This window comes from Paraflavitalea speifideaquila (assembly GCF_032395985.1).
GTDB classification, from domain to species: domain Bacteria; phylum Bacteroidota; class Bacteroidia; order Chitinophagales; family Chitinophagaceae; genus Paraflavitalea; species Paraflavitalea speifideaquila.
The window spans coordinates 1,695,836-1,707,938 of record NZ_CP135920.1 but is presented as its reverse complement, the minus strand read 5'-3'; the positions used below and the strand labels follow the sequence as shown (position 1 = coordinate 1,707,938).

17 protein-coding genes and 1 pseudogene are annotated in these 12,103 nt (G+C 46.3%); 3 read left to right on the top strand and 15 right to left on the bottom strand.

Translation table 11 applies throughout. The features are described from left to right. Positions 1 to 315: 315 nt before the first annotated feature. On the top strand, positions 316 to 528 hold the full coding sequence (locus tag RS881_RS11810) for a hypothetical protein (protein ID WP_315821252.1): 213 nt from the start codon (positions 316 to 318) through the stop codon (positions 526 to 528). 32 nt (positions 529 to 560) lie between these two features. Then, positions 561 to 923: a hypothetical protein gene (locus RS881_RS11805; RefSeq protein ID WP_315821251.1), complete on the top strand. Its 363-nt coding sequence runs from the start codon at positions 561 to 563 to the stop codon at positions 921 to 923. Between the two features lie 258 nt (positions 924 to 1,181). Here RS881_RS11805 and RS881_RS11800 read toward each other — a convergent pair whose 3' ends face one another. The 8 genes and pseudogenes from RS881_RS11800 to RS881_RS59325 form a co-directional block, all read right to left on the bottom strand. Further along, the gene (locus RS881_RS11800; RefSeq protein ID WP_315821250.1) at positions 1,182 to 1,364 is read right to left on the bottom strand and encodes a hypothetical protein; all 183 of its coding nucleotides are present in this window, start codon (positions 1,362 to 1,364) and stop codon (positions 1,182 to 1,184) included. Continuing rightward, positions 1,352 to 2,005: a TerC family protein gene (locus tag RS881_RS11795; protein WP_315821249.1), complete on the bottom strand. Its 654-nt coding sequence runs from the start codon at positions 2,003 to 2,005 to the stop codon at positions 1,352 to 1,354. The genes RS881_RS11800 and RS881_RS11795 overlap by 13 nt, the downstream gene beginning before the upstream one ends. An 11-nt stretch (positions 2,006 to 2,016) precedes the next feature. Further along, positions 2,017 to 2,295: a DedA family protein gene (locus RS881_RS11790; protein ID WP_315821248.1), complete on the bottom strand. Its 279-nt coding sequence runs from the start codon at positions 2,293 to 2,295 to the stop codon at positions 2,017 to 2,019. Next, positions 2,292 to 2,675, bottom strand: a complete 384-nt coding sequence (locus tag RS881_RS11785) for a DedA family protein (protein ID WP_315821247.1) — start codon at positions 2,673 to 2,675, stop codon at positions 2,292 to 2,294. Before RS881_RS11785 ends, RS881_RS11790 begins: the two co-directional genes overlap by 4 nt. Positions 2,676 to 2,734: 59 nt before the next feature. Further along, entirely contained in the window at positions 2,735 to 2,995 is a 261-nt protein-coding gene (locus RS881_RS11780) for a TFIIB-type zinc ribbon-containing protein (protein WP_315821246.1), read from the bottom strand. A 255-nt stretch (positions 2,996 to 3,250) separates the two neighbouring features. Continuing rightward, the gene (locus tag RS881_RS11775) at positions 3,251 to 3,643 is read right to left on the bottom strand and encodes a hypothetical protein (RefSeq protein WP_315821245.1); all 393 of its coding nucleotides are present in this window, start codon (positions 3,641 to 3,643) and stop codon (positions 3,251 to 3,253) included. A 445-nt stretch (positions 3,644 to 4,088) separates the two neighbouring features. Beyond that, a pseudogene (locus RS881_RS59330) lies at positions 4,089 to 4,699 on the bottom strand (aldo/keto reductase). A 133-nt stretch (positions 4,700 to 4,832) separates the two neighbouring features. Then, positions 4,833 to 5,078, bottom strand: a complete 246-nt coding sequence (locus tag RS881_RS59325; protein ID WP_350340115.1) for an aldo/keto reductase — start codon at positions 5,076 to 5,078, stop codon at positions 4,833 to 4,835. 320 nt (positions 5,079 to 5,398) lie between these two features. On the opposite strand from RS881_RS59325, the gene RS881_RS11765 reads away from it, so the two are divergent. Then, positions 5,399 to 5,746 carry a hypothetical protein gene (locus tag RS881_RS11765; RefSeq protein ID WP_315821244.1) on the top strand — a complete coding sequence of 116 codons (348 nt, stop codon included), beginning with the start codon at positions 5,399 to 5,401 and terminating at the stop codon, positions 5,744 to 5,746. Positions 5,747 to 5,766: 20 nt separating this feature from the next. Here RS881_RS11765 and RS881_RS11760 read toward each other — a convergent pair whose 3' ends face one another. The 7 genes from RS881_RS11760 to RS881_RS11730 all read right to left on the bottom strand — a co-directional run bounded on the left by RS881_RS11760 (position 5,767) and on the right by RS881_RS11730 (position 11,565). Further along, positions 5,767 to 6,000 carry a TlpA family protein disulfide reductase gene (locus RS881_RS11760; protein WP_315821243.1) on the bottom strand — a complete coding sequence of 78 codons (234 nt, stop codon included), beginning with the start codon at positions 5,998 to 6,000 and terminating at the stop codon, positions 5,767 to 5,769. Next, entirely contained in the window at positions 5,960 to 6,652 is a 693-nt protein-coding gene (locus tag RS881_RS11755) for a peroxiredoxin family protein (RefSeq protein WP_315821242.1), read from the bottom strand. The genes RS881_RS11760 and RS881_RS11755 overlap by 41 nt, the downstream gene beginning before the upstream one ends. Before the next feature lie 76 nt (positions 6,653 to 6,728). Further along, the gene (locus RS881_RS11750) at positions 6,729 to 7,025 is read right to left on the bottom strand and encodes a hypothetical protein (protein WP_315821241.1); all 297 of its coding nucleotides are present in this window, start codon (positions 7,023 to 7,025) and stop codon (positions 6,729 to 6,731) included. Positions 7,026 to 7,152: 127 nt separating this feature from the next. Then, complete coding sequence (locus tag RS881_RS11745) at positions 7,153 to 7,974, bottom strand: SusD/RagB family nutrient-binding outer membrane lipoprotein (RefSeq protein ID WP_315821240.1); 822 nt, start codon at positions 7,972 to 7,974, stop codon at positions 7,153 to 7,155. After that, positions 7,905 to 8,591, bottom strand: coding sequence for a SusD/RagB family nutrient-binding outer membrane lipoprotein (locus tag RS881_RS11740; protein WP_315821239.1), 687 nt, complete (start codon positions 8,589 to 8,591; stop codon positions 7,905 to 7,907). Before RS881_RS11740 ends, RS881_RS11745 begins: the two co-directional genes overlap by 70 nt. A gap of 11 nt (positions 8,592 to 8,602) precedes the next feature. Then, a complete protein-coding gene (locus tag RS881_RS11735; protein WP_315824446.1) occupies positions 8,603 to 11,389 on the bottom strand; it encodes a SusC/RagA family TonB-linked outer membrane protein in 2,787 nt (928 codons plus the stop codon). 11 nt (positions 11,390 to 11,400) lie between these two features. Beyond that, positions 11,401 to 11,565, bottom strand: a complete 165-nt coding sequence (locus RS881_RS11730) for a peptidase associated/transthyretin-like domain-containing protein (protein WP_315824445.1) — start codon at positions 11,563 to 11,565, stop codon at positions 11,401 to 11,403. Positions 11,566 to 12,103: the final 538 nt, after the last annotated feature.

Below are 12,103 nucleotides of genomic sequence, written 5' to 3'. Positions count from 1 at the left end.
AGGGAAACAGCTGCAAGTTGTTTGTAACTAACGGCTCCCACCATCGCAGCATCGATGATGTGCAATGACATCTGCGCCAGCTCTCAATTACGATGGGTATGGCCAGTTTAATAGTCGATGACGCCTCTATCCTTAATCCGGTACTTTGATCCTGCATAACAAGCTACAAATGTAATAAGGTTTACAGGCATATCAGTGAACCAGTTAAAAGGTTTAGCCGACAGATAAGTTGCTGGGCAGCAATACCCTTGAATACCATAGAGATAACCAGGATAGTGGAGTTTTGTGTATATTCGCTACCACAAGAAGCAAGATATGAAAGCAGCTGCATTATTCGTTTTAGCATTGATAAGCCTTAGCGCCTATTCACAGTCTACGCTCAATAATTACAAATACGTGCTGGTACCCGAAAAGTATGACTTTGCAAAATCAGAAAACCAATACCGGTTGAATAGTTTAACCCAAATACTACTGGAAGAAAAAGGATTCACGGCTTTTGTGGGCAATACCAACTTACCCCGGCAGTAGCTGCCAACAAGTGTAATGCACTGAAAGCCGAAGTGGTGGAGAAAAGAGGGCTATTTGTTACCAACCTTACGCTGCTGCTCAAAGACTGCCAGGGCAATATCATCTTCAAAAGCAAGGAAGGCAAAAGCAGGGAAAAAGAATTTGATGCTGCCTACTCACTCGCTTTACGGGATGCTTTCACCTCCCTGAACAATACACCATATCAATATGACAGCACCACAGTCATGCAGCCAGCACCAGCTACCATGACACCAACGCCAGCGCCGCCGGCAACTGCTCCAGCACCAGCACCAGCCACCACACCAGTAGCTATAACAGAAGCTACGGGCACCTTATACGCACAGGCAACCGCCAATGGATACCAATTGATCGATACCACACCCAAAAAGTATTAACGCTGCTCAAAACCTCCCAACCCGATTATTTTATAGCAGAGGGAGGTGCCTCAGCCGGCATTGTTTTCAAACAAAACGGGGCCTGGGTATTTGAGTACTACAAAGACAATAAACTTGTCTCACAGCCATTGCAGATCAAATTCTAAGAGGAACAAAAGAGATTGGCTATTGCGGATTACCCAACGGTGATAGAATTCACCGCTTGAACAGTTCACCCTTCCGGACCGAATACCAGGCTATTAACTAAGGTCGGGCGTTTTACTTGTTGGCCTCCGCCTGATCTTTAGCAGCCATACCCTGGCCATCGTTCAGTTGAATATTCTTTTGTTGCTTGCCGCGCAATTTGATATTGAGCATTTCCACACCCAGTGAAAAAGCCAGGCAGGAATAAATAATGCTCTTGCTTACTTCCTGGTGAAAACCACTGGCTACCAGTACCACTCAATAACAACCAGGAAGGACAAGGCCAGCATTTGCAAAGAAGGATGTTTATTGATGACGCGGGTAACAGGACCGGCAAACAGCATCATTACCCCAATAGACACCACCACGGCAATGATCATGATGATCACATTTTCTACCAGTCCTACAGCCGTAAGGATCGAATCAAAAGAGAATACCGCATCTACCAGGATGATCTGGCCCAGTACAGAAGCTACAGACATAGAAGCCTTTTTGCCAGCGCCTTTCTCTTTATCCCCTTCTTCTTTCCTGACCAGCTTATGGTGAATTTCGAGGGTGCTTTTGATGATGAGGAAGACTCCACCGGCAATGAGGATGAGGTCTTTCCAGCTAAGGCCAATCGGGCCATCCGTAAGTCCTTTTACCTGAGGCAAGGTAAAGACCGCCTCTTTAAGACTGATGATCCAGTTAATTGAGAGCAGCAGCAGCACACGGAAGAGCATGGCCAGCAATAAGCCCGTATTGCGGGCTTTGCGCTGCTGTGCCTCCGGCAGTTTGCCAGCTACAATAGAGATGAAAATGATGTTATCAATACCCAATACGATTTCAAGGAAACAAAGGGTCAGGAGGCTTATCCATACTGCCGGGTCGGCAAAATTGGGAATCAGAAAATGGTCCATCTGTTATTGTTTTATTTACTCGGCAGGGAGGGGTTCTTTTTCTTCCGGTCCGTGATCATTTTTATCAGTACCGGTGCAGTAGTGATGACCACAATACCAATTATGATCTTATCAAGGTTGGCCTTTACCCAGGCATTTTCACCGAGCAGGTAACCCGCGGTTACAATGCTGCCGGCCCATGCACAGGCGCCGAGAATATTGTACAACGAAAACTTCCTGGGTTCCATCTTGACAATACCGGCCACGATGGGGGCAAAGGTACGTACTACGGGCAGGAAGCGGGCGATCATAATGGCGCCCCCACCCTTCTTTTCATAAAAAGCCTGTGCCTGGACCAGGTATTTCTTTTGAACAACCAACTGTCTTTTCTTTTCATCAGCATTTCACCGGAACGTTTACCAAACCAATAGCCCACATAATTGCCAATAATGGCTGCCCCGGAAATGAGCAATACCCAATACAGCAAATTCAATACAGGTTCCGTACCGGGGGCCACAGACTGCGCAATGATCATACCCGTAATAAACAGGAGCGAATCGCCGGGCAAAAAGAAGCCCGCAAATAAGCCCGTTTCTGCAAACACGATAAATACTACAAAATATAAGCCCCCATGGGCCATGATCCAATCGGGGTTCGTAAGGTTGTGAAACAGTTCCAACAATGCCGACATACTACTTTAGGTTTTAATGATCCAATTTGTTTGTGAATGCCTAATCAAAATCAAACAGCTCACCCAGGAAACCTTTTTTTCTTATGGGGTTTGGGATAATGGTTGTTGTTGTGTTTGTAATGATCGTTATCGTTCTTATAATAAGGGGGTTGATTATGCTGATAACCGGGATGCTGTTCCTGGCCTTTATTGTAATCCTCCTTGCCGGCATGGTGTTTTTGCTCCGCATACTCGAGCATTTTATCCAGCTCTCCTTTATCGAGCCAGATGCCACGGCAAACAGGACAATAGTCTATTTCAATACCGTTTCTTTCAGTCATGAGCAAAGTCTCATTACAGGATGGACATTTCATATTATTAAGTCGGGAAGTCCGGAAGTTGGAAAGTCCGGAAGCTATGAGTCCGGAAATTCTTTGGGCCGCCCCGTTTTTTGAATGTTAGGTAAATTCCGGAAGTTGCTTGGTTTGAAAATCCGGCAGTTAAAATGTTGATAAGAGCAATGGAGTGGAAGGATTACAGCCGGAATGACTGTATAGTTCCAGGATGGCCATATTGGTCGATCCGTATGAGGGGGATCAAAATAAAGTAAACCGAAAGAGGAAACTATAATAGGCAGGACGGGCGCCCTGATCATAACCATTCGGTGAAAAGGGGAGGCTATTGTCAACCTGTGTCCATTTTGCAGCCAGGGCATCCTGTGGCGAAGATTTCTTGACACATTTTACCTTGATCTGTTTTCTAACAGTAAGATGAAGGTCATTGTTGGGATTGGAGGCCAGGTGCGATTCGGCCAGGTAATCCGTGGCCGTAGTGGCGTTGTGCAGGGACCAACCAGGTTGATCGCCAGTCAATGCTTGTTGATACTGTGGGGTAGTGAAACTACAAAACACGATGAACAGTAGTCCCAGTATACACAACTGGGTCCGTACGGTTACTTGTTTCCAATTCAACAATATCTTACTGATCATACCTTGTTTCATAATTCCCGGCGGCGCGAAAATAGCGCAAAAACAGTTTTTAAACTGTTAAAGTGGGAGAAGAAGGGCTTTTGAGTCATTACCCCTAGGGTAGTCCTGGGGTACCGGAAGGGTAGTAAAGGCGCATTTTCTTAAATAAACGCCCCACTGTAGGATACAAAAAGTAGTCACAACAAGCCATATTATGCCATTGCAAACACCTTACTGGAAATTACCAGCACCATGATGAACCTGATTGCCTCGGGGCACACACTTCCTTTACACAAAATAATCCCCTTACTTTTCAACCTGATCCAGGATGACTACAAAAACGTCTTCAACATGCACAGGACTACAGCCGTTACATGCTTTATATCAATTAATGCGGTTTCGACAGGCTTAACCTTACCACCGGCATTTTTACAAGGTGACCTTCGGGATACCCTCTACCAATTACTTACTTCAATATCTGCTCAATCTTCTCCAACTCATCGCCCGAGAATGGCTTACTTTTCAAACATTGCAGTGAATCAGCCAATTGATCCGGACTGCTGGCGCCAATAAGCACAGAAGTAACACGCTGGTCTTTCAGCAGCCAGGCCAGGGCCATCTGGGCCAATGACTGCCCACGCTGCATAGCTATTTCATGGAGTTGTTGTATTTGGGTAACACGTGCCGGGGTAACCTCTTCTTCTTTCAAAAAGCCATGTTCCTTAGCAGCCCGTGAACCGGCAGGTATGCCTTTGAGGTATTTGTTGGTGAGCAGGCCTTGTGCCAGGGGAGAAAAGGAATACAACCTACCCCTTCCTCTTCCAGTACATCCAGCAAACCTTCTTCCACCCAACGCACAAACATCGAATATTTGGGCTGATGAATAAGGCAAGGGGTACCCAACTGACGTAGGATAGTAATGGCCTTACGCGCTTCTTCGGCGGGGTAATTGGAAATACCGGCATAAAGAGCCTTACCCTGTCGCACAATATGGTCCAGGGCGCTCATGGTCTCTTCCAGGGGCGTATTGGGATCCGGACGGTGGTGATAAAATATATCTACATAGTCCAGGCCCATGCGCCGGAGACTTTGATCCAAACTGGCTACCAGGTATTTTTAGAACCCCAATCACCATAGGGGCCTTCCCACATCGTATACCCAGCTTTGGATGATATGATCAGCTCATCGCGGTAACCCGCCAGGTCTTCCCTCAATATCTTACCAAAATTTTCTTCAGCACTGCCGGGGGAGGGCCGTAATTATTGGCCAGGTCGAAATGGGTAATGCCATTATCAAAAGCAAGGCGTATTATTTTACGGGAATTTTCCAATACATCTACATGGCCGAAGTTGTGCCAAAGGCCCAGGGAAATAGCAGGTAATTGGATACCGCTTTTACCGCAACGGCGGTATTGCATGGTACCGTACCGGTTGGAAGCTGGCTGGTAGTTAGTCATGCTTCCAAAGATAATCCGGCCCCTACAATTTACAAGGATTATTTACTATCTTAACCCGTTGTTTATACCGACCGGTTTATAAAAATGAGCCATGGAAGAAACCATTACACTTAGCATAACCTGTCCCTGCATCAACAGGAAAACTTTTGAGCACCCGGTAAAGAAAGCCGCCAAACAAAAAGCGCCCCCTGGCCGTGCAAATTGATTGCCCTTATGGGCATCAAAACTACTGTCTTAAAAGGATCACCATTGAACTGCCGGGTGGTATACAACCAGGTCACGATGAAGAAATACTTAGGGGCGAATAAAAAGCAAGTATTATGTCAGAACAACAACTACCAGCTCCGCCCATTCCCATCCAGGCTACTGCCGCCAAAGCAGCCGACAGCAGTTGGATAAGCTGGCAACAGCAGGAAAAGCAGGCCACACTGAAAAGACTGGAAAAACTGCATCCTGAATACCTGGCCGATCTTACGGATACCATGAGCGGATTACTACACCAGCAAAAAGGAATGGAAGCATTTTGGCAAACGGTACAAACACAACCGCAGCACAGTTATCATTTACACCTTACGCATAAAGATAAAGCACTGCTGAACCTGCCTTGGCAAATGGCCATCGACCGGGATGCCTATCCTTCGCTATATGTTTCGAAGGGAACCCGATAGTATCACGCTTTTGCGCTGGTTTATTTTTCGGCAAGGAGTGAACTGATCAATTCTTCAAACTCCTTTTTAAATGCTTCATAATGCTTACCCGTGGCAGGGCCATCATAACCGGTATGGATCTTGCGCACCTGGCCCTTCTTATCAACAAAGATGGTTGTAGGAAAACCTTGCAAAGGTTCAATCTGCGGCAGCGTTTTTTCGGTACGCTGAGGATCAGAAACAGCAGCCGTAGTGACCAGGAAAGGATAGTTCACACCCAATCTTTTTTTGAAAGGTAGCCAATGATTTCTTAGACCGCTCAAACTCTGTAGTACGTTCATACGCCAGGCCCAATATCTCCACACCTCTGTGCTTGTTCTTCTTGTAATAATCTACCAGGAACTGTGTTTCATCCATACAGTTGGGGCACCAGGAACCTAGTATTTGTATCACAACAACCTTGTTCTTATACTTCTCGTCATTGATAGATACCTGGTCGCCATCGGTAGAAGGGAAGCGGAAATTCAGTTTGCTTTCGCCTGGCCTAAGTTTTACTGCATCAAAACCATCGGGCAATTGCGCCTTGGCATCTTTATGGGCTACCCAGTTTTCAGTACCAGCCGCACCCGCATAAAAAACAGCCCGGGTAATGGTGCTGTCATTATCCAACCTGGCAGTAAAGAGGTACACATGACTGCCATCGAAGGCCGAAAGTTTCAAGGTATCGGCATAGATGCTTCCTTCTAAGTAACGGTAATCGCCGGTAGGGGTAAGAAAGGTGCCGGTTACTTTTCCATTAGTAGCCTGCTGAAACTCTCCTACTGCCTGACTGGCGTCTTTGCCTTCTCCGAAAGTAACTGCCCATCGGCCTGAAATATTATAGGGCGATTTGGCTGAAACGGGATAACGTTCTTTATTGCCTGGCAAAGCATAAAAGGGATCTCTGACCGGCGATCACCACTGATCTTAATGAACTTGCCTTCCAGGCGGCCATCGGCTTTGATCACCGTGGCAAAATGGGCATCATAGAAAGGCATCGTGATCCAGAGAGAATCGCCTTTTGACGGATATCATCTACCAGCATACGCTCGGTAGCATTGAGCACATACAACACCGTTTTACCATTCAAAGGCTTTACCTCAAAATTGAAAATGATCTGTTGGCCATCGGCGCGATGGATCACGGCTTTATAGATACCGGGTTTCAGGGAGGTTTTTGCCTCCGCTGCCGCCTGACTGCTGAGGACCCAACTGGCTAGCAGCACCAGGCTAAAGCAAATTTTTCTTACTACAATGTGCATGGAGCGAATTTATATATTTTTCTGTTTGCTGAGTTGTTAATCCATTGGGCTAAAGCCCAAGATTGTATTTGTTTTTTGTCCCTCGCCCTAAGGGGTGAGGTAATACAAGGTGATATGCTTAAAGCTATTAAAACCGATCAAACCATAATTTGGTCAATAAATTGTCGGTACCCTGGTCAATGACGGCTTTTTTGTAACTATCGCCATTCAGTGCCTGTTCGGAACCGGGATAGATAAACCGCACCGGTATCTTACCATCGAGGGTGCCGGCAGCGCCCGCTACAAGCTGGGGATAATCCAGCCTTCTCCATTCAGCAAATGCCTCCAGGCCCTGGCCAAATAATGCGATCCATTTTTGTTCGCCAATAGACTTCTTATAATTGGCCGCATTATACTTCACAGTAGCCTGGGCCGTATAATTATTGATAACAGTATTATCTGTAATCCCATATTGATTAAAGGATGCTTTAATGGCCAGGTTGTACAAAGCTTCCGCATCTTCAGTGGTAAATCCTCTTGCTGATGCTTCGGCCCGGCCAAATAACACCTCAGCATAACTTACAATCACTGCAGGAGCCGTGGCCGCAGAAAAATAAGAACCGGGCTTGGATGTTTTAGCAAAGCCCAGGTTATTGGCATCACTATTCGTTAACCCACTGGGCACACCCACGTAATTAGTAACAGATGGATCGGTGGGTTTGTTGGCAAAGATGGGCAGGCGCGGATCATTCAACCCATAGAGTTTGTCCACCAGGGTTTTACCTATGCGAAAATCATCACGTGTATCAAACCAGGCCCCCACGGGATTTTGCTGGGGTGGTGTAGTATAGGCAAAGCGGGTAGCTTCGTCAATACCGGCAATCAACCCGCCTGCATCATTTAACACCTCATTAATAACCTCCTTTGCTTTGACTGGCTCGCGGTCAGCAATGCGGAGGGCGATGCGCAAACGCAAAGCATTCGCAAACTTCTTCCACCGGGCAATATTGCCGCCATAGATAATATCGCCTCAATGGCGCCACCGGAAGCTGACAGAGAGGCCCCCGCCGCTTTCAGTTCATCCAACAATCCAAAGTAGACCTCCTTTTGTGTATTGTACTCCGGAGTCAGGTATTGGCGTATATCACCAGCTTGCTTATAGGGTATATTACCGTAGGCATCAGTAAGCAGGCTAAATATCCAGGAACGCAAGATCGTGGCAACACCTTTGTAATTGACATTCGTCCTTGCGTCCGGCATCTTCAAAATAGTATTGAGGTTGGTAATGCTGGTAGCATAGCCCGTACTCCACAGGGAGGTGAAACTACTATTGGAGAAAATATACCGGTCTGGCTCCGTATACTGGATCTTGGCCCAATGCTGAATGAGCAGCAGGGTGGAATTGAAATTGTTATCAGCGCCCCAATAGAGATCGGAGGTTATTTTTTGGGTAGCGGTGAGCAGGTAATCCGGTTGAGGATTTTCCGCGGCATTAGGATTCTTGTTGATCTCTGCCAGGTCCTTTTTGCAGGAGGTGGCCGTTAAGGATAAGCCCCCGATCAACAGCGCATATATATACTTAGTCATGATTGTACAGTTTAAAATTTAACGTTGATGTTGAAGCCATAACTGCGGGTAGTGGGCAAAGTAAGATCTTCCAGGCCCTGTGCATTGCCATTGGTGAAGGCTGTTTCGGGATCAATATTGGGCACATCCTTGTGAATGATCCACAGGTTACGACCTACCAGGCTTACGGTAGCCCCGGTAAGACCCAGTTTTTTGATCCAGCCCAGGGGCAATGAATAACCCAGCTTCAGCTCACGGAACTTAACATAGGAAGCACTGTAAACAAACTCTTCTTCAATGTTACGGGCGGCCTTATAGTATTGGGAAGCAGGGATGATAGCAGCATTTTTATTGCCATTGGCTGTAACACCATCGAAAATGATACCATCCTCATACACCGTTTCGCCAGCCGGCGCATTACCGCCTTTGGGTAGGCCTACAGTACCATTGGCTTTGTTGTTGCCCGGATAGTAATAGTACAATCCACCATGGTCAGCATCACGGCCAGGCAGCGTCATCGCCAATACACCGGTATAGCTGCCAGTAGAATTGGTACCAGCAAACAAGGAACCACCCACACTGGCATCAATGAGGAAAGACAGGTTAAAATTCTTATAAGTAAAACTATTGTTGATACCGCCTATCCAATCAGGAGTAAACTTGCCCAATACCTTTTTGGAAGGGCTAGCCAAAGGAATACCACTATTATTCACCACAATATTGCCTTTGTCATCGCGCAGGTACCCATTACCATACAGAGTGCCATACGCTTTACCTACAGAAGCCAGTACCTGGATATTCCGGTAGGAGCCTAGTACATAATTCTGCAATTTCCCTTCATCATCCAATCGCTCCAGCTTGCTTCTGTTGGCTGCATAGTTCAGGTCAATATCCCACCTGAAATCTTTTAACTTAACCGGTGTGATGCCCAATTGCACTTCAACACCCTTGTTGTTGATCTTACCCGCATTCAGCAGTTTTTGGTTGTATCCGGTTGTGGAGCTCACATCCACTTTCAGGATCTGGTCAACACTATTGGTATTGTACAACGACACATCCAACCGCAGGCGGTTATTGAGAAAAGCTGCCTCCACCCCAACTTCCGTTGAGTTGGTGCTTTCTGATTTGAGATTAGGGTTTAAGTCAATACCCGAAGTGCTTAATTGAGGGTTGCCATTAAAAGGGGCATTGAAGTTATAGATATTGATCAGTTGATAAGGATCGGCATCAGCACCTACCTGCGACCAGCCACCTCGTACCTTTAAGAAACTAAGGATATTGCTTTTAATATCGAGGGCATCGGAAAGTACCACACTGGCATTTACTGATGGATAGAAATAGGAAAGGTTTTGCTCTGGTAAGGTAGACGACCTGTCATTACGCGCAGTAACATTAACAAAAGCAAAGTTCTTATATCCCAACTGGGCCGAAGCAAAAGCGCTCCAGGTTCTCAGTTTAGAATAGTAACTGGAAGAAACGAGCGGATCGCGTGAGTTGGCCAGGGTATATACATTGGCTACCGCCAGCCTGGGGGCCTGTTGATCATTCTCTTCATAGGTTTTGGTCCGAACATTGGTACCAGCCAATACATCGAGGCTAAAATCACTGCTGATGTTTTTATTGTAGCGCAGGGTGGCTTCGGTATTATTCTCAGTTACGATATAGTTGGTTTCCTGGTAGGAGCCAAAAGGTGTACCATTGGTTCCATAAGCTATTTTTGATTTGCGCTTATCATTGTAGTAATCACTGCCCGTGCGGAAATTGAAAGTAAGTCCATCCAGGATATCGTAGGTAAGATTCAGGTTGCCGATAAAGCGGTTACGCTTTTGCTGAACAGTATTTTCATACGCTACCCAGAATGGATTGCTGTAATAGCTGTTATTCCAGTTGAACGTATTTCCATCAGCGTCTTTGTAATCCCTGAGCTGGTTAATATCTACCTGACGGCCAAACCAGGTGAACTGGAGCATGGTGCTGGTAGCACGGCGTCCACCCGATCCTGGTAAATTGGGCGCATTGTTTACAATATAATTAGCGCCTACTCCTATTTTCAGTTTGGGAGTTACATCGAATGAACCATTAAAAGAAAGATTGTTCTTACCAGCTTCGCTGTTGGGAACAATACCCCATTGTTTTTCATTGTTGAAAGAAATGCGGTAATTGTATTTATCACCGGCGCCATCCAGGGCAATGCTGTTGCTGAGTAGTACACCGGTTTTGAAATAGTCTCTTACATTATCAGGATGGGCTACAAAGGGTACAGCAACCCCTTTGGAATTGAATTGGGGAATGAGGCGGCCATCGAGTTTTGGGCCCCAGCTTTCGTCCACACCATCATTGATACCACCACCTTTTCCATCTACATAACTAAACTTGCCTTCGGCGCCCTGCCCAAATACATTCTGGTAATCGGGCAATACGAGCAAACTGGAAAAGGTACTATTGGAATTGACAGTAACGCCAATGCCATTCCTGCTTTTGCCCGTTTTTGTTTTAATGAGGATCACCCCATGGGCGGCACGGGAGCCATACAGGGCGGCTGCGTTGGGGCCTTTCAATACACTGATGGTCTCTATATCTTCCGAATTGAGATCCGCTATCGCATTCCGGTAATCCCTGGAGCCGCCCGCTCCCAATTGGGAGTTATCAACGGGAATACCATCTACAATAAACAAGGGCTGGTTATTACCTGCAATGGAGGTTTCGCCACGGATCACAATACGGGAAGACCCCATATCACCCTGCGTATTGGTAATACGTACACCAGCTATTTTACCGGTCAGCGCATTTACAATATTGGCCTCCTTGGCTTCAGAGATATCTTTTGCCTTTAATTCCTGCGTGGCATAACCCAGCGACTTCTTTTGTTTGAAACACCCAGGGCGGTAACCACCACCGCATCCAGTGAGTTATCGGAAGGGGAAAGCCATACCTGTGCATTTTGTTGCAGACTATCAACAGGCAACTGACGGGTGGCATACCCCACATAAGAGATCGTGAGGATGGTTTTACCCGTAATGCTGATGGTAAAATTTCCGCTGGCATCCGTAGTAATGCTGCCTGCAGCACCCCGGCCTGGATGGTAACACCACTCAGAGGTTGGTTGTTTGACTTGTCAACCACCGTCCCCTGCACAATACGGGTTTGTGCGGCGAGGCTGGCAGGCAATACAATAATAATAGCCAATAAGGCAATGATCCTGTTCATTGTAACTTATAATTGAATGTTAGGGAAATCGGGCAATAAAGCAATGAGCCGGAACACCGGTCTTGCTTCATTAATGGCAATAAAACGTTTGTGCTACCCTTGGGATAGCACCAGGTAAATTCAGTAAATCAATTGGTTAAATACAGCAACAACAACGAGCAATGCTGTAGGATAGAATATTCGAATGAAAGGGGATTTCATCCGGGAAGGGTTCAGCAGCGATGTAGGCATTTGTCTCATGGTATAGCTTTTAGTAACCTTTGGTTGGACAAGTAATCTGGATAACCAGCGCAAAGATACCGGCCTGATGATTAAATGCAAAATAA

Excerpts from the sequence above, each read along its gene's own strand:
- RS881_RS11750 (WP_315821241.1), bottom strand. The coding sequence starts at position 7,025 with ATGCACATTGTAGTAAGAAAAATTTGCTTTAGCCTGGTGCTGCTAGCC.
- RS881_RS11795 (WP_315821249.1), bottom strand. The coding sequence starts at position 2,005 with ATGGACCATTTTCTGATTCCCAATTTTGCCGACCCGGCAGTATGGATA.
- RS881_RS11790 (WP_315821248.1), bottom strand. The coding sequence starts at position 2,295 with ATGATCGCCCGCTTCCTGCCCGTAGTACGTACCTTTGCCCCCATCGTG.
- RS881_RS11775 (WP_315821245.1), bottom strand. The coding sequence starts at position 3,643 with ATGATCAGTAAGATATTGTTGAATTGGAAACAAGTAACCGTACGGACC.
- RS881_RS11785 (WP_315821247.1), bottom strand. The coding sequence starts at position 2,675 with ATGTCGGCATTGTTGGAACTGTTTCACAACCTTACGAACCCCGATTGG.
- RS881_RS11765 (WP_315821244.1), top strand. The coding sequence starts at position 5,399 with ATGTCAGAACAACAACTACCAGCTCCGCCCATTCCCATCCAGGCTACT.
- RS881_RS11780 (WP_315821246.1), bottom strand. The coding sequence starts at position 2,995 with ATGACTGAAAGAAACGGTATTGAAATAGACTATTGTCCTGTTTGCCGT.
- RS881_RS11810 (WP_315821252.1), top strand. The coding sequence starts at position 316 with ATGAAAGCAGCTGCATTATTCGTTTTAGCATTGATAAGCCTTAGCGCC.
- RS881_RS11740 (WP_315821239.1), bottom strand. The coding sequence starts at position 8,591 with ATGACTAAGTATATATATGCGCTGTTGATCGGGGGCTTATCCTTAACG.
- RS881_RS59325 (WP_350340115.1), bottom strand. The coding sequence starts at position 5,078 with ATGACTAACTACCAGCCAGCTTCCAACCGGTACGGTACCATGCAATAC.